24 protein-coding genes are annotated in these 25,596 nt (G+C 31.3%); 17 read left to right on the top strand and 7 right to left on the bottom strand.

What is annotated here, in order from left to right; translation table 11 throughout:
• Nucleotides 1-339: 339 nt before the first annotated feature.
• From KDK92_RS17620 to KDK92_RS17565, 12 genes are all read left to right on the top strand, one after another.
• Nucleotides 340-3,945 (top strand): DUF4132 domain-containing protein, encoded by a 3,606-nt coding sequence (locus tag KDK92_RS17620; RefSeq protein ID WP_250860683.1) that lies wholly within the window; start codon nucleotides 340-342, stop codon nucleotides 3,943-3,945.
• A gap of 306 nt (nucleotides 3,946-4,251) precedes the next feature.
• Nucleotides 4,252-5,364, top strand: a complete 1,113-nt coding sequence (locus KDK92_RS17615; protein WP_250860682.1) for an ATP-binding protein — start codon at nucleotides 4,252-4,254, stop codon at nucleotides 5,362-5,364.
• Nucleotides 5,325-7,799, top strand: a complete 2,475-nt coding sequence (locus KDK92_RS17610) for a DUF5682 family protein (RefSeq protein ID WP_250860681.1) — start codon at nucleotides 5,325-5,327, stop codon at nucleotides 7,797-7,799. Before KDK92_RS17615 ends, KDK92_RS17610 begins: the two co-directional genes overlap by 40 nt.
• Complete coding sequence (locus KDK92_RS17605; RefSeq protein ID WP_250860680.1) at nucleotides 7,792-8,895, top strand: VWA domain-containing protein; 1,104 nt, start codon at nucleotides 7,792-7,794, stop codon at nucleotides 8,893-8,895. Before KDK92_RS17610 ends, KDK92_RS17605 begins: the two co-directional genes overlap by 8 nt.
• Nucleotides 8,871-10,682, top strand: coding sequence for a hypothetical protein (locus KDK92_RS17600; RefSeq protein ID WP_250860679.1), 1,812 nt, complete (start codon nucleotides 8,871-8,873; stop codon nucleotides 10,680-10,682). Before KDK92_RS17605 ends, KDK92_RS17600 begins: the two co-directional genes overlap by 25 nt.
• A 78-nt stretch (nucleotides 10,683-10,760) precedes the next feature.
• Nucleotides 10,761-11,030 (top strand): hypothetical protein, encoded by a 270-nt coding sequence (locus tag KDK92_RS17595; RefSeq protein WP_250860678.1) that lies wholly within the window; start codon nucleotides 10,761-10,763, stop codon nucleotides 11,028-11,030.
• Between the two features lie 65 nt (nucleotides 11,031-11,095).
• Complete coding sequence (locus KDK92_RS17590) at nucleotides 11,096-11,362, top strand: hypothetical protein (protein ID WP_250860677.1); 267 nt, start codon at nucleotides 11,096-11,098, stop codon at nucleotides 11,360-11,362.
• A 192-nt stretch (nucleotides 11,363-11,554) separates the two neighbouring features.
• A complete protein-coding gene (locus tag KDK92_RS17585) occupies nucleotides 11,555-12,472 on the top strand; it encodes a radical SAM protein (protein ID WP_250860676.1) in 918 nt (305 codons plus the stop codon).
• 305 nt (nucleotides 12,473-12,777) lie between these two features.
• Nucleotides 12,778-14,001, top strand: coding sequence for a hypothetical protein (locus tag KDK92_RS17580; RefSeq protein WP_250860675.1), 1,224 nt, complete (start codon nucleotides 12,778-12,780; stop codon nucleotides 13,999-14,001).
• Between the two features lie 124 nt (nucleotides 14,002-14,125).
• Nucleotides 14,126-14,950, top strand: coding sequence for a hypothetical protein (locus KDK92_RS17575; protein WP_250860674.1), 825 nt, complete (start codon nucleotides 14,126-14,128; stop codon nucleotides 14,948-14,950).
• A gap of 316 nt (nucleotides 14,951-15,266) precedes the next feature.
• Nucleotides 15,267-16,097 (top strand): GNAT family N-acetyltransferase, encoded by an 831-nt coding sequence (locus KDK92_RS17570; protein WP_250860673.1) that lies wholly within the window; start codon nucleotides 15,267-15,269, stop codon nucleotides 16,095-16,097.
• Nucleotides 16,098-16,102: 5 nt separating this feature from the next.
• On the top strand, nucleotides 16,103-16,495 hold the full coding sequence (locus KDK92_RS17565; protein ID WP_276576039.1) for a ribosomal maturation YjgA family protein: 393 nt from the start codon (nucleotides 16,103-16,105) through the stop codon (nucleotides 16,493-16,495).
• A 38-nt stretch (nucleotides 16,496-16,533) separates the two neighbouring features.
• Here the strand turns inward: KDK92_RS17565 and KDK92_RS17560 are convergent, their stop codons facing one another.
• From KDK92_RS17560 to KDK92_RS17530, 7 genes are all read right to left on the bottom strand, one after another.
• The gene (locus KDK92_RS17560; RefSeq protein ID WP_250860672.1) at nucleotides 16,534-17,142 is read right to left on the bottom strand and encodes a hypothetical protein; all 609 of its coding nucleotides are present in this window, start codon (nucleotides 17,140-17,142) and stop codon (nucleotides 16,534-16,536) included.
• 53 nt (nucleotides 17,143-17,195) lie between these two features.
• Complete coding sequence (locus KDK92_RS17555) at nucleotides 17,196-17,807, bottom strand: class I SAM-dependent methyltransferase (RefSeq protein WP_250860671.1); 612 nt, start codon at nucleotides 17,805-17,807, stop codon at nucleotides 17,196-17,198.
• Between the two features lie 65 nt (nucleotides 17,808-17,872).
• Nucleotides 17,873-18,493 carry a class I SAM-dependent methyltransferase gene (locus KDK92_RS17550; protein WP_250860670.1) on the bottom strand — a complete coding sequence of 207 codons (621 nt, stop codon included), beginning with the start codon at nucleotides 18,491-18,493 and terminating at the stop codon, nucleotides 17,873-17,875.
• A 202-nt stretch (nucleotides 18,494-18,695) separates the two neighbouring features.
• On the bottom strand, nucleotides 18,696-19,748 hold the full coding sequence (locus tag KDK92_RS17545; RefSeq protein ID WP_250860669.1) for a DNA polymerase beta superfamily protein: 1,053 nt from the start codon (nucleotides 19,746-19,748) through the stop codon (nucleotides 18,696-18,698).
• Nucleotides 19,749-19,898: 150 nt separating this feature from the next.
• Nucleotides 19,899-20,075, bottom strand: coding sequence for a small, acid-soluble spore protein, H family (locus tag KDK92_RS17540; RefSeq protein ID WP_250860668.1), 177 nt, complete (start codon nucleotides 20,073-20,075; stop codon nucleotides 19,899-19,901).
• Nucleotides 20,076-20,216: 141 nt separating this feature from the next.
• Nucleotides 20,217-20,408, bottom strand: a complete 192-nt coding sequence (locus KDK92_RS17535) for a small, acid-soluble spore protein, H family (protein ID WP_250860667.1) — start codon at nucleotides 20,406-20,408, stop codon at nucleotides 20,217-20,219.
• Nucleotides 20,409-20,433: 25 nt separating this feature from the next.
• Nucleotides 20,434-20,670, bottom strand: coding sequence for an alpha/beta-type small acid-soluble spore protein (locus KDK92_RS17530; protein WP_250860666.1), 237 nt, complete (start codon nucleotides 20,668-20,670; stop codon nucleotides 20,434-20,436).
• Nucleotides 20,671-21,132: 462 nt separating this feature from the next.
• Between KDK92_RS17530 and KDK92_RS17525 the strand changes: the two genes are divergently transcribed.
• From KDK92_RS17525 to KDK92_RS17505, 5 genes are all read left to right on the top strand, one after another.
• A complete protein-coding gene (locus KDK92_RS17525) occupies nucleotides 21,133-21,609 on the top strand; it encodes a GNAT family N-acetyltransferase (protein ID WP_250860665.1) in 477 nt (158 codons plus the stop codon).
• Between the two features lie 194 nt (nucleotides 21,610-21,803).
• Nucleotides 21,804-23,087: a serine--tRNA ligase gene (serS, locus tag KDK92_RS17520; protein ID WP_250860664.1), complete on the top strand. Its 1,284-nt coding sequence runs from the start codon at nucleotides 21,804-21,806 to the stop codon at nucleotides 23,085-23,087.
• 79 nt (nucleotides 23,088-23,166) lie between these two features.
• Complete coding sequence (locus KDK92_RS17515; protein WP_250860663.1) at nucleotides 23,167-23,616, top strand: GNAT family N-acetyltransferase; 450 nt, start codon at nucleotides 23,167-23,169, stop codon at nucleotides 23,614-23,616.
• Nucleotides 23,617-23,784: 168 nt separating this feature from the next.
• Nucleotides 23,785-24,288, top strand: coding sequence for an RNA polymerase sigma factor (locus tag KDK92_RS17510; RefSeq protein WP_250860662.1), 504 nt, complete (start codon nucleotides 23,785-23,787; stop codon nucleotides 24,286-24,288).
• A 64-nt stretch (nucleotides 24,289-24,352) separates the two neighbouring features.
• The gene (locus tag KDK92_RS17505) at nucleotides 24,353-25,477 is read left to right on the top strand and encodes a hypothetical protein (RefSeq protein ID WP_250860661.1); all 1,125 of its coding nucleotides are present in this window, start codon (nucleotides 24,353-24,355) and stop codon (nucleotides 25,475-25,477) included.
• The last annotated feature ends 119 nt before the right edge of the window (nucleotides 25,478-25,596 follow it).

The raw sequence follows: 25,596 nt of genomic DNA, 5'->3' as shown, positions 1-25,596 counted from the left end.
TTAGATAAGTAGTACAAGCAGGGGGACGGTTCATGAATTTATTAGAAAAATTCATGAACCGTCCCCTCTTATATTTTTAAAATACGAAAATAAGTTCCCTAAAAGTATTTTAAAAAAGTTTCTTTCATGGTAAAATATTACGAAGGTATATATTGTATTTATTGAATAATTTTTAGGTTTATGAAATAATATAACAAGCAAATTTTACTTGTATATTAACTTTGGTTATTTTTGGAGTATTTTATATAGAATATTTTACATGGAATTATAGATATGGATAAGGGATGAAATCTTAAGTGATTATTTACATAGGTTAAAGAAAGAGAGGAGAATACGGAAATGATATTAGAAGAAAAGGGTTCTGAGAAGTTATTGAGTGTGTATGAAGAAGTAGGTTTTGATGAGAAACAAATGGAGATGATTGAAGGCTTTCTTGAAGGAAAAGTAGATAGAGAAATATTAAAGATAGAGATAAATATAGATCTTACTGATGAACAGATATCACTTTTTTATAATAGTAGTGATTCAATTATTGAAATGTATAAAGAGAATGAGCAACAAGCGTATAAGCATATCTTCATTGCTTATTGTGTATTAAAAGAGAAGTTTCATCTGTTATGGTATGTAGTTCGTTTATGCAGAGATTGCCACGATGCTTTTAAAGTATATTCTGGAAGTGGAGTGCCTTTTGAAGAATACATTATAAATAAAGCAAAGAGCTTTGCTGATGGTTATAATGACTACCATAAAGTTGAAGATGAGGAATTTGGATATATATATAAGAATCATTATGAAGAATTTATGAAAGCCTTGTTGGAATCTCAAGATATTAATGTTAAAGCTATGTTGACTATGATTATGCTTATAGAAGATAAAAATGGAATCTCAGGCAATATGTTAGATGGAATGTATAATAAAAATATTCTAGATTATTTATTCGCATCAGTAAGAGAAGGTATTTCTCCCAAGGGCACAGAGCAGGATATAGAGAATGCAATGGATTATATTCAAGGAAAAACAGATATTATTCCTGAAAATTTAGAGTTTAAATATTCAAGAAAGAAGCATAAAAGGTTAATTTCTTTATGTTATCTTTTAAAAGATTTAGAAATATGTGATAGAACCTTAGAGCTGTTGTTTAGTTGTGATGGTATGGCTGTTTTAGCAAAGCTAGATGATTATATAGATGATGAATTAAATTATGCAGATAGATATGATGAAAACAGTCATGATAAAATATATGAAGTTTGTAAGAGTAGTAATTTGAGAAAGAAAGAATTTATGAAATGGATAGCTCATATGTCTATGGTAAGTTACAGATCTTTGGATAGTGAAGAGTTAGAGAAATATTATAAGCTTGATAAGGTTATATTTGAAGAAGCTGCAGCAGAAGCAAATTATTCATATAAAATAATTATGGTAAATGAGTTAATAAAAGATGGAAAAGGAGCAGAATATAAAGATTATATTGAACACTATCTTGCAAATCAATTAAATGAATTTATGAGTCAGGAGAGCTTTGAACAGAAGGATATTGATGCTTTCAAGGATTATATGGAAGGAAAGATAGAGTTAGAAAAGATTAAACTTCCAAAGGGTTTCAGAAACAGATATTTATATTCTAATAAGAGAAATTTATGTTATTCAGTTGGTATATTGAGAACAATTGTATCAGAAGATAGATTAAACAGAATTATAAAATACTTGACTTTCTTAGCAATTAATAATAATCATCTTATATATGCTTTTGTTGAAGGTCTTGCACAACAGGATCATGGAACATACATAAATAAATTTATTAATATATGTAGGGATAGTGATGTTGATGAAATGTATATAAATGCATTACTTATGACTATCTTAGGTGATCAGGATAGTAGAGCGGTTATATGTAAGAAAGTAAATCGTGAAATAAATTCTACAACTAAAGAGAAAATTAGAGTTTTATGTGAGTCATTTAAATATTGTCAAGTTTTAGGAAAAGAGGCTTTACTAGAGTTTACAGGAAAAATAATAAATGAGAAAAGTGATGAAACTATCAAGGCTGTTTATGAAAAGATGCTGAAATCTGCTATGGAAGAGAGTGCAAAAGGGGTAAAGGAGCAGGTTATATTATCTTTAAAGAAATATGGTGAAGGAAAGCAAATTGCTATGGATATGCTGGAAAGTAAAAAAGCATCATCAAGAGAAGTGGCAGTTGATGTGCTTTCATCTATGCTTGATAATGAGATTAAAGAAAAATTCGCTTCAATGGTAGAAGGGGAGAAGAGTTCAAAAGTAAAGAATAAGATATATGAAGCCATAGGTGGAACAGAAGATGGTGGACAAGGAGAAAACTCTAATGATGGAGAGTTATCTATAGATAAATATTGTGAAAAGCATATAAATAAAAATAAGACAACAAAGATAAAGTGGATTGATAGAGCGGACATGCCTAAGATGAGATATGTTAATAGTGAAGAAGAGATAAGTGAATTAGTGTTTAAACATCTTTTTATAACATATAGCGATACAGATGGAATAACATTAAACCCAGAAGGAGAAAAGATTGCCTCATACATAAATAGAGAAGATCTTGAAAATGCTGCCTTCGCACTTCTTAATCTTTGGCTGAACAATAGAGCTGAGGCAAAAAGAAAGTGGGTATTAATATTCTCTGCTATATATGGAGATAGAAGAACGATTAATCTTCTTCAGAAAAATATTAAAGAGTGGCCTAATGCTTCAAGAGGAACTATGGCAACATATGCTGTAAAGGCACTTGGACTAAATGGAAGTGATGAAGCTTTACTATTCATTGATGGATTGAGCAGAAAATTCAAGTTTAAACAGGTTAAAAAGGCTGCTGTGGAGGCTTTAGAGATTGCAGCAAAAGAGCTAAACATTCATCCAGAAGAACTTTCAGATAGATTGATACCAACATTAGGATTTGATGAGAGTGGGGAGCAAGTATTTGATTATGGACCTAGAAAGTTTAAGGTGAGTTTATCAAATGAACTTACACTTGAGGTTTATAATGAGGATGGAAAGAAGCTTAAGAATCTACCAGCTGTAGGTAAAAAAGATGATCCGGAAATGGCAACTAAGGCAAGAGATGAGTTTAAGGTATTGAAAAAACAGCTTAAGAATGTTGTAGAAATTCAAAGAGATAGATTAGAACTTGCATTGTCTGTGAATAGAAAGTGGACAGCTGAGAAATGGAAGAAGCTTTTTGTTGATAATAATATAATGCATAAGTTTGCCACAGGACTTATCTGGGGAGCATATGATGGCGAAGAGCTTAAAGATAGCTTTAGATATATGGAAGATGGAACTTTCAATACATATGATGAGGAAGAATTCCTTATGGATGAACAAAAGGACAAGTACGGTGATAAGGCATTCATAGGTTTGGTACATCCTATAGAATTGGAAGAAGATGTACTTGAACAGTGGAAAGAACAACTTGAAGATTATGAAGTTGAACAACCGTTACTGCAAATTGATAGAGAAATATTTAAAGTAACAGAAGACGAAATTGAGAGACTGACAATAGAAAGATTTGCAGGATTCAATATGAATGGAATATCACTTCTTGGAAAATTATCGAAATTCCAGTGGGAAAAAGGAAGCATTCGAGATGGTGGTGGATATGAGGAGTTCTGTAAAGAGATTGGAGATATCGGAGTAGAGCTTAGTATGAGTGGACTATGGGTTGGAATGACTGCATATGATGGAGAAGAGGCTATGGTCTTTGATTATGTATTCTATAAGGCTGGAAAAGTTAAAAGAGGAAGCTATGTGTATGACAATGTAAGTAAAAATACTGTTATAAACCCAAAAGATGTTCCAGCAAGAATTTTTAGTGAGATAGCTTATGATCTAAGCAAGGTAACTGAGAAATGCGTCGATAGAGATACTAATTGGAAGAAACATGGTCAATATAATGCAGTAAAACTATCTTAAAATAAAAACAAAAATTTATTGGGGGGATGAAGAAAAGAAGCGATTCTTTCAAAGTTTCATTCCCTTTGTTTTGATATATATATAGAATCCATAGTTAAACTTTATTTATACATATCTCAAAATCGCAGCGCTTCAATGAGTTTTGAGTGTGTATAAGTTTAGTTTTAACTTGGAATCTCTATATTTAAGTTAGGCGTAAGAGAATAAATAACAAGTGGACGGTGGGTCGGGTATTTTATAAAATAAACTACCATACTTACTAGTTAACTATTAATTAACAAAAAGAAAAAAATTTGAGGTGAAAAGATGAATAATAGAATATTAAGACCTGCTGCAGAGGAGTTATATAAAAAGGAATTAGATGCGTTGGAAAATTTTTATACTGAGTCAAAACCGGCCAATTGGAGGTTATCCCCAAGAGCAGTTAGGGATTTCATAATTGGTAGGAATGAACCTATAGAGTTTAATGGTGAAAAGATAGAGATAAAGAAAAAGTTCTATGGGGATGATGCACTTATCGAAAGGTGTATTGTTACTTTAGCTGGTAACAGGGGACTGATGTTAGTTGGTGAGCCTGGTACTGCTAAGAGTATGCTCAGTGAACTTTTAAGTGCAGCTATATCAGGAGATAGTAGTAATACTATTCAAGGAACAGCAGGTACTACAGAAGATATGGTTAAATATTCATGGAACTATGCCATGTTATTATCTAATGGACCAAGTAGAAAATCATTAATAGCATCACCCTTGATGAAGGGTATGGAAGTTGGATCCCTTGCAAGGGTTGAGGAGATAACTAGATGTCCTTCTGAGATACAGGATAGTTTGATAAGTATAATGAGTGATAAGGTACTTAATATTCCCGAACTTGGAAATGAGGGAGTTGTGTATGCAAAGCCAGGATTTAATGTTATTGCAACTGCAAACATAAGAGATAAAGGGGTAAATGATATGAGTAGTGCCCTAAAGAGAAGATTCAACTTCGAAACTGTTTTCCCAGTAAGTAATATATCTCTTGAGATGGAAATAATAGAAAAGGAATCTGAAAAATATCTTAAGGATAATAATATTGATATGACTGTGGACAAGAGTGCTGCTGAGATATTAGCAGTTACATTCCATGAACTGAGAGAGGGAATATCAAGTGATGGAGCAAGAATTGAAAAGATGGATGCGGTAATGAGTACTGCAGAGGCTGTATCTGTATATATACAGACAGCTCTTGGAGCATATTACTATGGTGATGGAAAGATAACAATGGATAGGGTTGTTCAGAATGTTATGGGTGCAGTGGTAAAAGAGAATAGAGAAGATGTTGGAAAGTTAAAGAATTACTTCTCATCAGTTATTAAGGATAGAAGCAAGAAAGAGGGCGAAGCATGGAAAGAGTATTACAATGCGAAGAGCTGGATAAAATAGATGAATTAAAGGAACTTATAAAGGATGCATATGACTTGAATAGGGAAATAGTATTTTTCCCTGTTAGGCATCATAGTCCTATTTGTACATACCATCTGAAGAAAACTATCGAGAAGTACAAACCAGATGCCATATTAATTGAAGGTCCAAGCAATGCTAATAATCTTATTGAGGGAATAACTCATGATGAGAGTAAACCACCCTTGAGTATATATTATACCTATACTGATTCTAAGAAACTACTGGATGAGGAAAAGGGAAAGTATATGTGTTACTATCCAATGCTGAAACATTCACCAGAATATTTTTCTCTTAAACATGGACAAGAAAAAGGAATCCATGTTGAGTTTATAGATCTTCCTTATGAAGATATTCTTTTGGCTTCAAAGGAAGGTAAGGGCATAAGGGAGAAAATGAAGAAACAGGAATACACTGATGATAAATATCTTCAAAGAGGTGAGTTCTTAAAAAAAGTGTGTAAACAGGGGAATACAAAAGATTTTCATGAGTTCTGGGAGAAGTATTTTGAAATAAAGGGCTTAGATGTACCAAGTGAAGAATTTATAGAAGATATGTTAGCCTATTGTTATATGATAAGAGTTGGAGATGATGAGGCGATACTTGAGGAGGAAGGGTGTATATCGAGAGAACGGTATATGGCTGGGAAAATTCAAGAGACAAGAAAGAAATACAAGAGAATTCTTGTTGTTACAGGTGGATTCCATACATATGGAATTATAAAAATGCTCAAGAGTGATGAGAACTTTAATCTCAAAAAATCTGCCAAGGTGAAAGCGGATGATAGTAATGCGTATATAATTCCATATTCTTATGAACACAGCGATGCCTTAAGTGGATATGCAAGTGGAATGCCCTACACAGCTTTCTATAGCAAAGTATGGGATGAAATCCAGAAACATGATAGAAAGATTAATAATGTGAATGAAGATTATGATATACCTATAGAAAAATCAAAGTTAGTATACCAGAATTCTGTGAAGTATTTCATTGCAAAGTGTAGTAGAACATTGAGAAAAGAGGGAGAAGCAACTTCAACTGATGATGGGATACAGGCTTTTGTTATGGCAAATGGACTAGCATCTTTAAGAGATAAGAAAAGCTGTGGAGTTAATGAGATATGTGAAGGTGTAAGAAGTTCTTTTATAAAAGGAGAATATAGTGAGCTAAACAATAAACCATTAGAGATACTAAGAAAATGTATGGTTGGTAATAAGGTAGGTGTAGTCACTTCTAATATAGATATCCCTCCTATTGTGAAAGATTTCAAGGATATGTGCAAGAAGTATAAATTGAAAATCAACACAATGGAAAAGGGTGAAAAAATCTTAGAGATTTATAAGAAGAAACTTCATAAAAGTATAAGTGTGTTTTTTCATATGATGAAATATCTTGACTGTGGATTTTGCATAATGACAAAAGGGGCTGACAGGATAAGTGGTAAAGATATAAACCTTAAGAGGGAAACATGGACATATATGTGGACTCCAGAAGTGGAAAGAAGTTTGATTGAGCTATCATTATATGGTGGAAGCATAAAAGAAGCTGCAAAAGAGATGCTTAGATTAGAGGTAGAGAATGCAAAAGGACATAGTGGACTAGCAGCATTATCACTTGTGAGAAGCATGATAATGGGGCTTAATTCAAATGTCTATGATATAGTAGAGAAAATATTTAAAAGTATAGAAGATGATGGCTCATTTTTATCACTGGTTGACTGTGCCAATTATATGTGTTTCTTATTGAAAGATGAAGTGGACAAAGAAATAGAAGAGGCATTTAAGAAACTACAAAAAAGGGCATATGAGAAAGCTATATTGATGATAGATGGGATAAAGGATGTATCGAAATTTGATGAGATGATATATATAGAAGGTATCAAGAAATTAAACTTTATTTGTAGTGAGAGTATATGTGATGAGGAACTTTTTATAGACAAGTTAATAGATATAGCCCAAAGGAATGATGTTCAACCTACTATAGAAGGTGCAATAATTGGTGTGCTATATGGTTGGAATCGTATAGATCAGAGTGAAATTATGGAGAAGATTAATTCTTATATAAAAGGATCAGGAGAAGAGCGAAGAAAGTGTGCTTCTTTCTTAAAGGGCCTTTTTTCAACAGGAAGAGATATAGTTCTCATGGATAGATATATGATAGATATGCTTAATGATTATGTGGTAGGGCTAGAAAGCCATGAGTTTATGGAAATATTGCCAGAACTCAGATATGCATTCAGTTCATTTATGCCAAGGGAAATAAATTCTATTGGACAAATGATAGGAAACATATATAACAAAAGTTCTGTTGATATATTATTCAATAAAGCAGTAGGTGAAGATCAGATGATCATAGCAAAGGAAATTGATAATAAGGCTAAAGAATTGTTAAGGGAATGGAGTATTTTAGATGGATAGAGATGCTTTGAATAGATGGAGGTTAATATTGGGACGGTTCTCTGAAAATCAACTTCCAATAGGTGACGATAGAGGAGTTATTGAGATTGATGAAACCATGGAATTCTTATATGGAAGAGAATATAACGAAGAGATGGGAGTAAGAGGGGGCGACAGCAGGATGCTAAATGTCCCTAAATGGATAACAAAGGTAAGAGAATTGTTTCCAGTGGAAGTTGTGGAGATACTTGAAAATCATGCTCTTGAAAAATATAATATGAAAGAGCTGCTCACAGATAAGGAAGTACTGGAAAAGCTTGAACCTAATAAGGACCTACTTAAATCTATTCTACAGATGAAGGATTTAATGAACAGTGATGTTCTTGATGCAGCAAAGAGAATAGTAAAAAAGGTTGCAATGGAGATACAAAAGGAATTAGAGAATGAGATAAAAGAAAGTATTGTTGGTAAATTAGATAAAAGTAATCAGGGATACCTAAAAAATAAAAATAATATTGATATAAAGAGAACTATTATGAAGAATCTCAAAAATTATAATAATGATCTTGGGAAGATAATAGTTGAGAAGGTTATATACAATAGCAGAATCAAGAGTAATAACAAGTGGAATATTGTGATTGCAGTTGACGAGAGTGGAAGTATGATAAATTCTGTAATACACAGTGCTGTTATGGCTGGGATATTCGCGAGTCTTCCAATGCTTAAGACCAAGCTAATTATATTTGATACAGAGGTTGTTGATTTAAGTGAATATATTGATGACCCAGTTAGAACTATGATGAGTGTACAGCTTGGTGGAGGAACTCATATTTTCAAAGCATTGGGATATTGTAATGAGCTTATAACGGAACCACAGAAAACAATAGTAGTTCTAATAAGTGATTTGTATGAAAATGGCTCTGTTACAGCTATGTATAGGGAAGCTCAAAAGATAATAGATTCAGGGGCTAGGTTGATGGTATTAACTTCACTTGATGATACTTGTACAGGAATTTATGACAAACAGGCTGCACAGAATCTCAGAAATATGGGAGCTGATGTGGCAGCGTTAACTCCGGAGGGATTATCTAAATGGATAGCAGAAATAATAAGTTAGATGGGATAAAACAATTTCTAGAACTGTGTAGTGAAGAGTACATAATAAACTTTGCAAATAAGGGATTATACAAGAGAGCAAACAAGGAGATAGATAAAGGAATAACAATGGAATATAATCTTATTGATAATTATGTTCATTGTATATTAAGTGATGGTAGTGAATGTGACATTGGAGAGTCTTATGAGGAAATGAGATGTAATTGTCCATCTAAAGCAATCTGTAAGCACAGGATAATTGCCATTCTTCTTCTTAAGAAGGAATTTTTAAGTGAAGAGGGGGATGACGTAGGTGAGGAGTTATTAGAAAAGGGTGAAGAGAAAGAAGTAGGCAAAGATGGACATGTTGCTAAAAGTGGGGAAGCATGTGAAGGTAGACAAGCTTTCAAAAGCGGAGAAGTAGCAAGGCAGGAGAAGTTTAAGTGGATAGAGAAAATTAATCTTCTTCAGTTATTGAATGATATTAAAGTGTCTGAATTGGAAGAGATTTTCTTCCGTATGAATTTTGGAATAGAATATAGTGTCAGTAAGAATAGCTCTATAAAGGTAAAGCTCTATGATGGGATAGAAGTAATCTTACCTAGTAAGGGAACTGTTAAGAATATGTTATGTTCATGTAAAGATAGAGAAATATGTTCTCACAAAGTTGAGGGAATAATAGCATACCTTATTGATAATGAATTTATAGAGTTTTCTAAGATAAAGGAAATTTTAATAGAATACATGGGCAAGAATGGGGAAAGGTGTATCTCAGAGGATAAACTTGCAAGTACAAAGAAATTGATAAATAGAATAAGTAAATCGGGACTATCTAGAATGCCAGTAAGTATATTGGAAGATATAGAACTGGAAGCAATTCATTGTGGAAATGTGGAGCTTCCTAGATTAGAAAAGATGTTGAGAGGATTGAAATCAATGCTTGAGGGGTATTTTAAAAAACACTCATCTTTCTCTACAAAGGGGTATCTTAAACATCTTACTCGTATATTTTTAATTATATCTTCAATAGAGAAATGCAAAGATTATAATATACTTACTAATATTATAGGAGAGAAAAAGACAAAATATATTCCTATTGGTGATCTCCATCTCAATGGAATTGGAGCTTCAGCATGGCATGCTTCTTCAGGATATGAAGGGTTAACATACTATTTCTATAATGAAGAAAAAAACAAGCTTTTTTCATTTAATGATATTATGCCTACATACTATGATAATCAGAGACAGAGAAAGTTATCATCACTTTATATTTCTCAAGGTAAATGGAATATACAAGCATCCATGAAGGATATATGTAGGGGAGAGCTTATTCTTAGTAATTGTAGGGTGAACAGAAATAACAGGATATCATCTTCAAAGGAAATCAATGGTGATATTATCAGAAAGAGTTCAATTTCTACTTTGGATTTCAAGGGAATACTATATAAAGAATGGAGAAAGATTAGAGAGGACAAGGAGAAGAATTTTATGTTCTCAATAATTGAGAGAGAAGAACTTGAGAATATACTATTGATAGAACCTAATGAATATGGAGAAGCTGATTTTGATCAGGTTAACCAGAGATTAACCATCGAGATGTACGATCAATTCGGAGATATAATGAGTATACTAGTGCCGTTTAACAAAGAGAATGAAGTTTTAATAAGAGCTCTTGAACGAGCAGTAAAGAAAAATAAGTTAGGGTATAGAGTATTAGGAAGAGTGTATAAATTAGATGGAGAGTATTTTATACACCCAATAAGTTTTCATTATAAGAACGGAGAAATTGAGAATATTCACATAGACTAGAGGGCGGATTTGTTTCTTATTATGCAATAACAATTAATGCAAATAATTTATTTTAAGTACGTCTAAGGGAGTGATAATATGGTGCAGGAGATATTAAGTGAATTAAATAGTTTCCTTCTTGGACTTGCAATTTACGGGCTTAATACAGTGAGGGAATCCGATAAGAAAGAGCTTGAAAAGTTAATTGAAAAAGTTGATAGGATTGGAATGGACAATCTTAAGAGTGAACTTGAACAATTTAAAGAGCTTATGAATAAAAGTATACATTCTACAGAGGATGTTACTGAACAGCTAGTGGAGAAGTATTATATTATATGTGGGTATGGATTTATAGGGGAATTGGTTTAGGACAAATAGACTCAATCTGGGGACGGTTCATTAATTTATTAGGGGATATGAGAGGTGTATAGGAAATGGAAATAATGGCACCAGGAATAATGAGCGTAGTTTTTGCTTTATTTGTGCCTTTAGGGATATATATATTGTGTAATTTAGAATTTATAGCTGAATATTGGTATAAAAAATCATTGAAACACCAAGAAAAATATCCTAGTCTATTTTTTTATGTTAAACCTACTTCTGTTAAATGGAACAAATTCATTTTTAGGTTGATAGGAATAACTTTAATATTTATGGGGGCAATTGTGATATTATTTGCAGTATTGTATTTTTTAGTTTGATTAGAGGATTAAGGGCGGGTAAGGACAAATCTGGGACGGTTCATGAATTTATTAAAAGAATTCATGAACCGTCCCTAATTATATTGTTTGATAAAAAGTTAAAAAGACGCATACTTAAAAAGTAAAAGTTTATAATAAAAGTTATAAAAGTCCAAAGAAATTTAAGGAGAAAAACAAAAAGGAATGATAAAAATGAACAAATATATACCGGGATATGTGAATTTATATAATAGTGATGAATTGAAAAACAGAGTTGAGTTACTTAGACAAAAGTTAGAGAGTTGTACATTGTGTAATCATAAGTGTAAGGTTAATAGAGTAAATGGAGAAGCAGGATTTTGTGGAGCAGGGGAAAATATGGTGATTACATGTTATGGGGCTCATTTTGGCGAGGAAAAAGAACTAGTGGGGACAGAAGGCTCTGGTACTATATTTTTTAGTTATTGTACAATGAGATGTGTATTCTGTCAAAATTATGATTTAAGCCATTACCCTCAAGGGAATGAAGAAAGTCCAGAAAGACTTTCAGATATAATGATGGAGTTACAGGAAAAAGGTTGTCACAATATTAACCTTGTATCGCCAACTCATTTTATTCCTCAAATTGTTGAGGGTATATATATAGCAGCTCAAAAGGGGCTTGACATACCTATTGTATATAATACAGGAGGGTATGAGGATTACGATACAATCAAACTTTTAGATGGAGTTATAGACATGTATATGCCTGATATTAAGTTTGCAGATAACCATAAGGGTTTTAAATATACTAAGTGTAAAAATTATTTTGATGCAGCAAAGATCACTACAAAAGAAATGTATAGGCAAGTTGGTGATTTGAAGGTTGATGGGGAAGGTATTGCAACGAAAGGCCTACTTTTGAGGCATCTTGTTATGCCAAATAATGTGGAAGATTCAAAGAATATAATTGGATTTATAAAGAATGAATTATCTAAGAATACTGTAGTCAATATTATGAGACAATATACACCGATGCACAAAGCGTGTGACTTTCCTGAGATTTCAAGAAAAGTAGAAGTAGAGGAGTTTAAGGAAGTAGTAGAATATGCTAAGCAGTTAGGATTAAAAAGATTAATAATTTCAGAATAGAAACTTAGCATCTATTTTATAAGCAAAAATAGATGCTAAGTTTTTTGTTAAACCTACAACAAGATAGCCCGGGGGGCGGTTCATGAATTTATTAAAAGAATTCATGAACCGTCCCCCATTTTGCTACTTGTCCTTAGTTCGTCTGAAAAAAACTAAAAAAAATCTAATTGATGATAACTTTTCCAAAATACTATCGTATTAAATAGTGAAAAAGAAAATAATTAAGCGCTGAGAGTATATTAGTTTAATCCTGGGATAAAGAAAAATGAATAAAAACAATAGAAAAATAATACGAGGTGAAAATAATGAATAGAAAAAGAATTTTATCATTAATGATGGCTGCAACATTATTAGTAAGTGGAGCAAGTACTGCATTTGCACAAGAGAATGGAAAGAAAGATGATGTTAAAAAAATGAATACACAAAATGTTAAAATTGAATTATATGGTAAAGAGAATAGTGAAAAGCATGTTGAATACAAAGTTGTAGATGAAAATGAAATTAAAGATGAAGGAATGAAGAAATGGATATCAAGTAACATAGAGAAACCTGGTGTATCTTTATATACTGAAGATAAAGATTATAACTATATTATGGTTGCAAATGGAATGGCAGGTGGAAGTGGTCATGAGATGGTGGTAACAGATATGTACAGTAAAGGGAATACTCTTTATGTGGAATATCACCATAATCAACCACATGCTGACGTAATGACAATGAATATTGCTTACCCATTTACTATTGTTAAAATAAAAAAAGATGTGAAAGTAAAACAAGTTAAAGGTGAAAATCAATCTGTGGAATTGACTATTATAAAGAATGAAGATATTAAAGATGAAGGAATCAAAAATTGGATAGGTGAGAACATAAACGAAAAAGGTGTATCTTTATATACTAAAGACAAAGATTACAACTATGTTATGGTAGCAAATGGAATGTCAGGTGGTAGTCAACATAGCATGATTATTAATGGAATGTATGTTGATGGGGATACTCTTTATGTAAATTATGATCATTTCCAAACTGAGAATGGTAAAAGATTTAGAAATCTTGAATATCCTAGTGCTATCGCTAGAATTAGTAAAGATGTAAAAATTAAAGAGGTTAAAGTTGATCAAAAAGAAGAGAAAAAAGAATTAGTGCATATTGCTGGGACAATAAAGAAAATAGATAATAGCGAGAAAAATCCAGAACTTGCAGGAGAGAGTAGATTCTTTACTATTGAGACTAAAGAAGGAAAATCTATAGATGTATTCTGCAGCATATTAGATGCTAAGATAAAAGGATATGAGAATATTAAGGTAGGTAATATCATAGATTTCAAAGGTGAAAAGTCAGAATATGGTGATTACTATGTGGTTGTTGAAGGGACTGTAAAAAAAGCTCAAGAATCTGATAAGACTGATAAGATTGATAAATCAACTACACTTGGTGAAATTGAAGAAATGATAAAATCAGCTAAATCATCAGATGAAAAATTAAGAGTTATTAAAGCAGTAATTCAAATATTGAATGGATTATTTAGATAGAAAATAGTTATTAAAAATTAAATTAATGATATCTAAGCAAGGAGAGTTGATAGTAAGAGATATCAACTCTCTCTTTTTTGAAGTTGACTAACTCTTAAAAATTGAGGATGAAAGGAGGAGTTAGATGAAGCCCAAAAACATTAATTTGCACAGTTATAGAAATGGAGTGATTGCCTTTTGTTTTGTACTTATTGTAGCAGTCATATTTATATTACTACTAAAGAATAATGTTACCAGAAACGAGAATCTGGAGAGAGGCTTGAATAATAATACAAATGAAGCTATTGATAACACTAAGCATTCCGAAGACAGGAAAAACAATTTTAATAATGAACAAATGTTAGAAAATAACTTAATATCTAATGAAGAATTATATAGTGAGGATGCAGAATTAGAAGAATGTAGTGGAAAGGTCATAGATGAAAATAGTGTTAAGGAGTTATCTAAGGAAGAAGCATACTCATTGGAAGGCTACGAAATGTTTTTGCCAAAGACAATACTTAAGGGATACAAATTTAGATCCGCAAACATATACAACATGAATAGTCCAAGTGAGGTGCTAAGTGTTGGATATGAATCTGGATATTCCTATGTTGATATCCATGTAAGAGTTATCAGTCCTGATGATGAAAATCGAATGGTGAAAGTAAGTGAGAGAGAAAAGTATGATATAACAAAATATCCAATTCCTCATGCGTCTTCAATTCCTGAAGAGTTATATTATACTATGAATTATCCAATTTTTCAGTGGGAAGAGACAACAGAAGAAGTATTACAACTTAGAAAAGTCTCATACATGGATCATGGGGAAGATGGTAAAATGTCTGAAACTATGCGTTTTACAATTCAATGTGGAAATTTCTTAGTTGATTACAATATTAAAGGAAAGCCGCTGCAGACGGTATATGATATGGTTACTTCAGCTGATTTTTTTGAATTAAATAGATAGATATATTAACATATGAAAACAAGGAGAGTTGATAGTGCAAGCTTGAACTCTCCTTGTTTTCATATGTAGATAATAGGCACAATCAAATAAATAATTAGTGATAAATGGCATAATAAAATGCGAATAGAGTGTGGTAGATTCTATATAAGGGGTAAAATATGTTATAATTTGTCAAGGGACATCTAATTTTTATTTTTAGAATGGATATTATAAGTAAAGAGATGGTAAAATCAGTTAAACATAAAAATATTACTCTTGTTATTAAAGGTGAAAAGTTAAAAGAAAAAAGTAATTATATATTAATTGGAGGGTAAATATGATTAAACAACTTGGTGCAGAATTTGCAAAAAAGATACTGGATTATGTGATTGATGAGAAGGAATACAACTTGTATATAATAAGTAACATTGAAAATCAAGGTTTTGAAGAGGACTATATAACATATTACGGTGATGTTGATAATAATGGAAAACTAAAAGGAATAATGGTTAAGTTTTTTAATATTTATACTATCTATACTAAGAGTGAGTGTTGGGATAAAGAGGGCTTTATGAGTGTACTTAATGAGGTTGAATTAGGTATGATAACTGGAAAAGAAAGTTCTGTTCAAGAACTCATAGGATCAGGACTTAATGTGGAGGAATATGAGGGACATTATTATGCTACCATGAGAGAAACGAAAAATAAGGAATTAAATGAACAAGCAAATAGTAGGGGAGACAAGCTAGAAAAGATCACAGTTGATATGGTTGAAGAGGTAGTTCAACTAAGAGAATCTATTCCTGAGTTTATGCAAGGTAGTGGCAAATTCTGCAAAATCTTAGGAGAAGGTATTTTAAATGGAACAGCAAGAGGCTACTGTATAAGAGAGAGTGGAAAGATGGTTGCATTTGCTCAAACATCTGCTGAAAATTCACAATCTGCTATGATAACTAGCGTAATGACCCATTTAGATTACCGTAAAAAAGGATATGCATCATTATGTGTAGAAAGGTTATGTAATGAATTGCTTCAAGAAGGAAGAGGTTTATGTCTTTATTATGTAAATATTAACGCAGGTAAGATTTATAGAAAAATAGGATTTAAAGAGATTGGAAAGTGGGGAATTGGTAGGTTTATAGGAAATAAGAAGGAGAGTAAGAGGTAATATTTATGAAAAGAAATAGATTAGTGTATGTATTTTTTATAATTATAGTTATGGGGTTAGGACTAGCCTCTAGGAAATGGGGATATATGCTACCAGAAGTTATAAGTAAGTATTCAGGAGATACTCTTTGGGCTATTATGGTATTTTTAATAATGGGATTTATATTCAAGGACAAACCTATATGGATGACTGCAGCTTTTGCTATTGCTTTTTCAGGTTCAATAGAGATATCACAGCTTTATCATGGTGAATTTATAGATTCCATACGAGGAACAAGATTAGGTGGGCTAGTACTAGGATATGGATTTTTATGGAGTGATATAGTTTGTTATATTATAGGGATAATGATTGGAGCATGTTTTGAATACCTTATTTATAAGACTAAGAACAACAGGTAGATATACAAGCCTGTTGTTCTTATGCATAAGATTTAATATTATCCATTCAGTTTTTTCAAGTAGGCACTTTTATAGAACTCTTCTAAAATTTTTTTAAATTTGGAATAAGACATGTCATTTATGTGGGTATCACCAATATACTCACGACTATTAGGATGCCCTCCTACGTTAAATAGCCTATTTAATGCTTCTATATCTTTACTAAAATTTACAATATCTTCATCAGTAGGAACCGATGTTTTTCTATTTTGTTCAATACTATTGGCCCATAAACTAAGTGTAGTTGAATAGTTACGGAAAAAGTGAGCTGATTCTGTCCAACCACAACCAGATAAATCATCTTTTCTATTATTACCTGAAGAATTAAAATAAATATTTAAGAGAGTCGTATATTCTGCTACTGTATACATTTCCTCAGAGGCTTGATGAAAATAATCAGAGTCATTGTTACTTTTAGCATCAGACTCTATAATCTCCTTTAGTAAAGCGTTTGTTATTTTTAAATGAGACCTTATATATTGAATTGATTGTGTATAGTAGTCATGCGTTGCTTTATATTGTTTATTAAATTTATGAATAAAATATATATTTGAAAGTATTAAAACTATGATTATACACGTTATGGTTATTTTAAACTTTTTTTTCACTCATACCCTCCTTTATTACACGAAATAAGAATATTCCAGATGTTCATAAGACATTACTTTTTCATTAAAATATAATCAAAATATGCAGAGGTATAGTTTTTATCATCTATTTTTCTCGTAATGATTCGCTTTTCTTTGTATATAATTTCAAATTTTCCAAGGAATTTTTCGATTTGGCTATCTTTATAATGGCAATAAAAAACTTCTTCATTATCTTCAACTTGTAGGAACTCTCCATCACCGACTTGAATACCTTTCCCATATGAATCGCATTCTTCGCTTAAGAAATTCACATAACATAACCCTCCAGATTTTAACACTCGGTAAAACTCTGATAGAGCAAGTGAAAAGTCATCCTTTCGCATATGAACAGATGTATTATAAGAATACAGAAAACCAAAAAACTCGTTACTAAACGGAATCTCTTTCATATCACCATATATTATATTTAAATCTGAGTTGTGCTCAGTACAAAATACATTTGACAGATCTAATTGCTCTTGAGATATTTCAATTCCATAAGTTTTATATCCAAACTCATAAAATAAAGAAAGGGGTGGATTAGAACCACCAGCACCACAATCAAGAATAACTTTTTCAGAGGAATTTGAATTACAATATTCTAAAAAATTATATAAGGGAAAAGCATTTATAAGATTATGCATTTTTATAATCACTCCTTATATTCAATATTGATAGAAGTTTTGATTATTAGGCAATTGGGAATAGTCTATTTTTTTTCAAGTATATAATCTATATACCCTTTTGTAACCTTATCACCATTTTGCCTAAAGCCATTTCTAATACTATTCTCTTTCATGATAATATTGAATCCTTCGAAAAATCCATTATCTTCAGCTTCATTAATATCAAAGTAGCTATGCAAAACATCTTCTCCAAACTCAAATTGAAGGTATTCTCCTTTTCCAACTTTTTTCCCAACAGTTGCTCTTTCGTCGTTACATGAAGGAAAGTTTATAAAAGCATATCCTCCTTTTGTTAACACACGATGTATTTCTTTTATGGAGGTTTTAATATCTTCTTTGCTCATATGGAAAATTGAATTGTAAGAATATGCATAACTGAATTCTCTGTCTTTGAAAGGTAGATTACGCATATCACCTTTTAGAATGTTCAGATTAAGGTTATGTTTCTTTTCAAATTCTGCTGCTTTTTCTAGTGCATTCTCACTACAATCTACACCATGAGTCTCATATCCGTAATTCTTGAATATACCAAGTGGTGGAGTTTTACCGCCTGCGCCACAATCTAGAATTTTTTTCTTTAACCCTTTTCCCTCAGTGTATAGTAGAAACGTGAATAATTGGTTTTGCCAGTAGATTTGATTCATTTACATACCCCCTAGATTAAATAGTGTTCTTAAATGGTAGCATGATTTCCAGTTAATAACAAGAATTGAAAAAACACTATTTTTATGGTATAATAAGCTTACAGAGAGAGGAAGAATAAATTTTATTCTTCCTCTCTCTGTTTATATTGTATGATTATAATATAAAGAGTAGTCTGACAAGCTACTCATAATTTAATAATAATTATTTCATAAGAATATGTCTAGTAATTTCCATAACAAGATCATTTATTGCATCATAATCAGGTTTATCAGGAAGAGCACATTCCTTCTTTGCATAGTTAAATTCTTTCTCGTATTTATCAACTATATTAAATACTTCACTGTAATCTTTAACTCCATTCCTCTCTAACACATAGGTACCATTTCTAAGATCCATTAGAAGAGAATGATCTTGTTCACGGTGAGTATGAATACCTTTACCTTGTAATATTTCAGTACCCATTATTAGTAGGCGAACCAAGTGCAGAGCATGTTTGTTAAGATGAAGATCATCCTTTTTACTATTTCTATGATTTAATTTATCATAATCTCTTATAACATTATTCATCTCAGAATACATTCCTTTTAAATCACGTAGAGGATAACCTTTCACATTTATATCAATCAGAATTTCTTTGTCTTTTTTATTTAAATCTCCATCATTAACATGCGGGATATATAAGTTGATGTTATTATCAATTTCTTTATATCTATCTTTGAATGTTACCATCTGATTCTGAATACTGCCAAGAATATGACGTTCTTTTTCAGATTTTGGATAGTTATCTCGTGCTAGAGCATTCTGGAGTCTTCTAAGTTGAGCAGTAGCATATCCACCAAATGTATTAATTGCATATTTAGAAAGGAAAATGTGAGCATTATCTCTTATGAGTTTTCCCTCAGGAGAGCACAAGAGAACATGCTGATCCTTTGTACCTAAAAGTTCAATACAATTCGGATTACAATTAGATAGAAGTTTTATAATTTGCTTTAAAGGATATATAACAGTATCTGATTCTCTATGCTCAAATGGTTTATCCGAGCATTCCATGGTAAGTAGTTCTTTCTTAGTATTCAGAAATATTCCTCTAATATCAATATCACTATATTCATTATTGGTTCCATAAGCATGACTGCCTGATAGTGTCAAATATATTATGTTAGCGTTGAGTACGGGATTTGTTTTCAAAAAATCATAGTCTGTGGTATGTAAAATATCTATAAATTTACCTTCTGCATTTTGTGAAAAGATCATAATATTCCTCCAAATTTAATTCAATGTAGATTTTGAATATTTAAGTATAATGTTATATGAAAAAAATAAATTTTGTCAACAATTAAAGAGATTCCATAAAGGGGAATCTCTTTAAGCATAAATAAATTTTGTTTTTTAGTGTTTATGCCCTTATATTTCACTTAATGTATTTGAGTGTACAATAATATTTTTCTTTGAATTTATATTTTCAACTACTACGGAACCACTTTCCATATCTAGATTCGTAATTAAAACTGGAGTGTTTTTATAAAATACTTGTGCATTAGGTCTCTCATTTAGTATTTGTTGCACCTCTGTAGGTTGCATATATATACCTCCCATTTTTAATAGATGTTGAAAAGCCCAATTCATTTTAACTAAGCTTTTGAATTGCTAAAGAACATAAATATGTTCTGTTGCTCATTCTACCAGTTTTTGAATTTGGACTTATTAAATTCATTTTAAATCTTAGTGTTTATGACCCCATTTTTCATTAAGTGTTTTCACGTGTACGACAGCATCATTTTTTGTTTGAAGATTTTCAACTACTGCTTTACCAGTATCTTTATCTAGACTTTTTATTAAAACTGGAGTATTTTTATAATAAATCTGAGCATGAGGTTTTTCACTTAGTATTTGTTGTACTTCTCCTACTTTCATAACGATACCTCCTGTTATTAGTTTATTAACGTTTATTTATCATTTTTTCTTCTTGTGCTTTAATCATTCTTCTTGTCATTTCGCCACCAACATTTCCGGCACGAGCCATTTTACCTGCTGTTTGAGAAGTCATGTTTCCCATGTACGGGTGATTGTTTACGTTATTAGTAACTTGATTTTCTAAATGAAGTTCTTTCGCAACTTCCATTTTGAATTTTTCTAATTCACCTTTTTTACTTGGTACAACTGGTCTATTTGTCACTTGCAATCTCTCCTTTCAAGAAGTAAAAGCTTGTTCTTTTATAGTTTGTGTTTATATGAAAATTAAATACAAACAATAAATGATTGCATATAAAGTTATTCATAAAGTATGAAAAAACTGTATTTCAATATGTAGTGAAATGGTATAAATACATGTGTTTAATACACAATTAGAAAAAATTGCTTGAAACCTTAAGAGATTTAATATACAATATAGTAAATATTTATAATATTATATTTTTTAAACAAATAACAAAGTGTTGGTGATTAATATGTTCAAGAAAAATAAAAATTTAAATAAAAATTTATCATCCTCATCATGATGAGCACTGTGTTATGACAATTGAATTTTGTCATCGATGCAGTGCAGTTTGTGCTGCATCGATGGGTGATTATAAAAGACCTGTCGGTGAAAAACTGACAGGTCTTTACTTTTTTGAAATTTTGAGAGGAGTGATTAGACATGTTACAAGAAGATATTAAAATCGAAAATTTATTGTTAAATCTTGAACATATTGAACTAGTTGCAAATTGGGTTTATCAAGAATTTTGTGAAGGCAAACCAGACAGAACTGTAGATTTTGTAATCAATTGTTTTAAAAATAGGAATTTAAATAAAACTCCTATTTCCCTAATTGCTTTAATTGATAATAAATGTGTAGGCGTTGTATCAATTTTTGATAATGATTTAGAAACAAGACCTGAATTGACTCCTTGGCTTGCAGGATTATATGTTGATCCTAATTATAGATGTAAGGGCGTTGCTGATAAACTAATAAATGCAGTTCTAAAAATTTGCAAAAACATGAATTATGATACAGTTTTCTTAAGAACAGAACATACAGCAAATTATTATAAAAAACATGGTTGGACCTTTGTTGAAGACACAACTGATGAATACGGTCAAGAAACAAGTGTTTTTATGAGAAAACTAATATAAATTAGAAAAAATGTATATTATTTAAGATTTTCAAGGTATATAGTGCAGATTTTTATAGCCAAATACTATTAAGATATGTACTAATTCATAATAATTAAATTACATATTACAGTGATTATATGTAGTCTAAAAATAAAAATATTAAAATCAGTCGGTGTAGGTTGTACTGTGCCAGATATTTGGGAGGTAATAAGATGTTAGATATCAAAAGAATTAGAAAAGAAACAGAAGCTGTAACTGCAGCTCTATTAAAGAGAATGGATGAAGTTGATTTCACAGAACTTTTTCAGTGGGATGATAGAAGAAAAGAGATAATCTTGGAAGTTGAACAGTTAAAAGCTAAGAGAAATAAGGTATCAAAGGAAATACCAACTTTGGCTAGAAATGGAGAGGATGTTACCCCTCTTAAAGAAGAGATGAAGAAGATTGGTGAGGATATAAAAGAGATGGATGGAGAACTTAAACAACTCCAGGATAAAATTAATTATTTCCTTGCAACACTGCCAAATATCCCAGATGATGATGTTCTTCCAGGTGGAAAAGAGAACAATGAGGTTTTAAGAGTTTGGGGAGAAATGCCGAAGTTTAATTATGAGCATAAAAACCATGTTGACCTTGCAACAGACCTTAAGCTTATCGATTATGAGAGAGGGGTTAAGCTTGGAGGAAATGGCTTCTGGTTATACAAAGGAGATGGAGCTTTACTTGAATGGGCATTGCTTAACTTCTTTGTAGAGGAGCACACTAGAGATGGATATGAATTTATATTACCACCTCATATTTTAAATTATCAATGTGGGTTCACTGCGGGACAGTTCCCTAAATTTGATGAGGATGTATATTATGTTGAAGATGAAGAAAAGGATAACAAGAACAAGCAGTTTATACTTCCAACATCTGAGACAGCTCTTGTTAACATCCATAGAGATGAGATGTTGAATGAAGAGGAATTACCGAAGAAGTATTTTGCATATTCTCCATGCTATAGACTGGAAGCAGGAAGTCACAGAGCAGAAGAAAGAGGAATGATCAGAGGACACCAGTTCAATAAAGTTGAGATGTTCCAGTTTACTACTCCAGAACAATCAGGAGAAGCAATTGAAGAATTGATTGGTAAAGCTGAGAGACTTGTTCAAAAATTAGGATTACATCACAGAGTTGTGAAACTTGCTGCAAAGGATGCAAGTTCAACTATGGCAATAACATATGATATTGAGGTTTGGATACCAAGTATGAATATATATAAAGAAGTTAGTTCTGCATCTAACTCTAAGGATTATCAGGCAAGAAGAGGTAACATAAGATTCAAGAGAAAAGATGGAAAACAGAAAGATTTTGTACACACACTAAATGCATCTGGACTTGCAACAAGTAGATTGATACCAGCAATAGTTGAACAGTTCCAACAAGAAGATGGAAGTGTAAAGGTTCCTGATGTTCTAAGAAAATGGATCAATAAGGAATACTTAAGACCATAAGGCAAACAGGACAATCTGGGGACGGTTCATTAAAATTAATATAGTAAGAAGAATATGACTAGTTACAGGGGGTACAAATATGTTTGAATTTAAAGATATGGATTTTATTACAGATGGAGAGATTGCCTTAAGGATTCATGAGAAGGTACCTGGAAATCCAGAGAAGGAATTTGTACCAGCTTATAAATATAATATAACTTTACATGATAGTGAAGAGCCTATTGGGATTATTGATGTAAGAATAGGTGAGAATGAAAAATTATATTATGGAGGGCATATAGGATATATAATTGAAGAGGCTTACAGAGGGAATGCATATGCATCTAAGGCTTGTAGATTGATAGGAAAGGTTTCTAAGGTTCATGGAATGGACAAAGTTACAATAACATGTAACCCAGATAATTATCCATCAAGAAGGACTTGTGAAAAGCTAGGTGCTGAGCTAATAGAGATAGTGGATCTCCCAGAATACAATGATATGTATAAAGAGGGGAAAAGACAAGCGTGTAGGTATATTTGGACAATATAATAAGACAAACAGGGGACGGTTCATTAATTTATTAAATAAATTAATGAACCGTCCCCTTGCTTGTCCCTGTTTGTCCTTTTGTTATAATAAATATAGAAAAAATTATAAAATTTTAAAACTTTTTCATTAAAACTTTTCTCTAAGTAGTGAAAGGAGGAAGAAAAGACCATGGTTGAATTAGTAAAGAAAGCTAAAAAGGGAGATGAAGAAAGTTTCTCCATAATAATAAATAATGTTAAAAATAAGGCTTATAGAGTGGCATATAAATATTTGAAAAATGAAGAGGATTCAATGGATGCTGTGTGTGAAGGGGTAGTTATAGCATTTAAGAATATTCATACATTAAAGACACCAGAGTATTTTGAGACTTGGTTCACTAAAATTGTGATTAATCAATGTAATTTACAGCTTAAAAATAGAAAAAAGGCTGAAAAGATTACTGAAATGCTTCAAGAAAGGATGCCAACATTTAAAGAGGATATTCATAGGGAAGAATTGATTATAATTAAAGATAAGCTCAAAAAAATGAAACCACTAGATAGAAATATAATTCACATGAAATTTCTTCTTGGTTACAAGTTCAAAGATATTGCAGAACGACTTAAAATACCAGAGAGTACAGTAAAAACAAAAGCCTATAAGGGTATAAAAGAACTTCAGAAGGAGATATAAAGCAAGGGGATGCAGAAGGTTCTTTTCATACTATTCATAATAGAAAAAATAAGGAGGTTTATAAATGGAGAAGTTTGAGCGTGATGATGAAATAATAATACCAGATGAATTTGATAGTAGGATAGATATGAGTTTAAAGAAAGCAAAAAGAGGAAGTTATTATTACAGGAATAAGAGTAAGATTGGCACATCGTTAGTGTTAGCTTTTGTATTATTTTTAGGAATGAATCCAGATGTAAGAGCATATACAAAGAATGTTATGGAATGGTTCAAATCAGACAAAAGTATAATGGAGCTTAAAGAAAATAAGTTTAAGATATATGATTTAGTAACCGAAAAAGATGGATATAAGGTCTATATGAAAGATATGTACTTTGATGAGGAAACATTTAGTATGAAAATTGCTGTGGAAGATGAAAATGGAAATGCTTTTGAAAGTGATAGTGAAGTATTTTGGGGAGAAAATTCTAGAGAATTTTACTTCAATGATTCAATCTATTTTGATAAGGATACCAAAATTGAAAAAATAGAGATGGATTTAGGTCATGGGGAAGTCGAAAGCATGAAGATCGTTTCAAGAGAAAAATTGGATTATGGGCAAGTAGGAGAATTTAAATATAATGATAAATCTTTTATGACATATAGAGAGAAAGATAAAGAATTATCTGAGTGTTGGAGTTCCAACCAAAGTGGGTTTATTAAAAAAGGGTTTTATGAGAAAGATGTGGAGTATACTTATTTAAAACTAAATGATGATGATGCAAATCAAAAACCTTCGAAATATTATATTAAAAAATGGACAGGTATTTGGGAGCCAATGTATAACAATATTGACGAAGAAGTTAAAACAGTAAGAATTACAAAGAATGAAATTGATAGACAACTAGGAATGGAGCTAGAAGATATATTAAAATTAAATGATGAGGAGTTTAATGACTATGGTATAAAATTTAATAAATATATAAACTATAGACTTGAAAGAAACGATAGTGAAACTAACATTGATGAAACAAGAAAAACTATGGAAAGGTATATTGATTGTGGACAATTATTTTTAGGAAAATCTGTTAGCATGAAAGATCTATTAACTTTTAGAAAAGAAACTGTAAGTACAAAGAAAGATTGGGAATTTGGAATTCTTGATGGGTCAAAGATAAAAACAGAACATATTGAACTAGAGTTAGATTAGAAAACACAAGCAGGGGACGGTTCATGAATTTATTAAAAGAATTCATGAACCGTCCCCTGCTTGTAGTTGATTTATACTTATCACATTGAAATTTATGGTAAAATATAACTAAGTGAAAA

This window comes from Oceanirhabdus seepicola (genome assembly GCF_023684385.1).
Taxonomy (GTDB): domain Bacteria; phylum Bacillota; class Clostridia; order Clostridiales; family Clostridiaceae; genus Oceanirhabdus; species Oceanirhabdus seepicola.
This window is presented reverse-complemented; position numbering and strand designations above follow the sequence as displayed.

Bases quoted from the DNA above. Each gene is read 5' to 3' on its own strand.
- KDK92_RS17620 (WP_250860683.1), top strand. From the start codon at position 340: ATGATATTAGAAGAAAAGGGTTCTGAGAAGTTATTGAGTGTGTATGAA.
- KDK92_RS17615 (WP_250860682.1), top strand. From the start codon at position 4,252: ATGAATAATAGAATATTAAGACCTGCTGCAGAGGAGTTATATAAAAAG.
- KDK92_RS17610 (WP_250860681.1), top strand. From the start codon at position 5,325: ATGGAAAGAGTATTACAATGCGAAGAGCTGGATAAAATAGATGAATTA.
- KDK92_RS17605 (WP_250860680.1), top strand. From the start codon at position 7,792: ATGGATAGAGATGCTTTGAATAGATGGAGGTTAATATTGGGACGGTTC.
- KDK92_RS17600 (WP_250860679.1), top strand. From the start codon at position 8,871: ATGGATAGCAGAAATAATAAGTTAGATGGGATAAAACAATTTCTAGAA.
- KDK92_RS17595 (WP_250860678.1), top strand. From the start codon at position 10,761: ATGGTGCAGGAGATATTAAGTGAATTAAATAGTTTCCTTCTTGGACTT.
- KDK92_RS17590 (WP_250860677.1), top strand. From the start codon at position 11,096: ATGGAAATAATGGCACCAGGAATAATGAGCGTAGTTTTTGCTTTATTT.
- KDK92_RS17585 (WP_250860676.1), top strand. From the start codon at position 11,555: ATGAACAAATATATACCGGGATATGTGAATTTATATAATAGTGATGAA.
- KDK92_RS17580 (WP_250860675.1), top strand. From the start codon at position 12,778: ATGAATAGAAAAAGAATTTTATCATTAATGATGGCTGCAACATTATTA.
- KDK92_RS17575 (WP_250860674.1), top strand. From the start codon at position 14,126: ATGAAGCCCAAAAACATTAATTTGCACAGTTATAGAAATGGAGTGATT.
- KDK92_RS17570 (WP_250860673.1), top strand. From the start codon at position 15,267: ATGATTAAACAACTTGGTGCAGAATTTGCAAAAAAGATACTGGATTAT.
- KDK92_RS17565 (WP_276576039.1), top strand. From the start codon at position 16,103: ATGAAAAGAAATAGATTAGTGTATGTATTTTTTATAATTATAGTTATG.
- KDK92_RS17555 (WP_250860671.1), bottom strand. From the start codon at position 17,807: ATGCATAATCTTATAAATGCTTTTCCCTTATATAATTTTTTAGAATAT.
- KDK92_RS17550 (WP_250860670.1), bottom strand. From the start codon at position 18,493: ATGAATCAAATCTACTGGCAAAACCAATTATTCACGTTTCTACTATAC.
- KDK92_RS17545 (WP_250860669.1), bottom strand. From the start codon at position 19,748: ATGATCTTTTCACAAAATGCAGAAGGTAAATTTATAGATATTTTACAT.
- KDK92_RS17540 (WP_250860668.1), bottom strand. From the start codon at position 20,075: ATGCAACCTACAGAGGTGCAACAAATACTAAATGAGAGACCTAATGCA.
- KDK92_RS17535 (WP_250860667.1), bottom strand. From the start codon at position 20,408: ATGAAAGTAGGAGAAGTACAACAAATACTAAGTGAAAAACCTCATGCT.
- KDK92_RS17525 (WP_250860665.1), top strand. From the start codon at position 21,133: ATGTTACAAGAAGATATTAAAATCGAAAATTTATTGTTAAATCTTGAA.
- serS (WP_250860664.1), top strand. From the start codon at position 21,804: ATGTTAGATATCAAAAGAATTAGAAAAGAAACAGAAGCTGTAACTGCA.
- KDK92_RS17515 (WP_250860663.1), top strand. From the start codon at position 23,167: ATGTTTGAATTTAAAGATATGGATTTTATTACAGATGGAGAGATTGCC.
- KDK92_RS17510 (WP_250860662.1), top strand. From the start codon at position 23,785: ATGGTTGAATTAGTAAAGAAAGCTAAAAAGGGAGATGAAGAAAGTTTC.
- KDK92_RS17505 (WP_250860661.1), top strand. From the start codon at position 24,353: ATGGAGAAGTTTGAGCGTGATGATGAAATAATAATACCAGATGAATTT.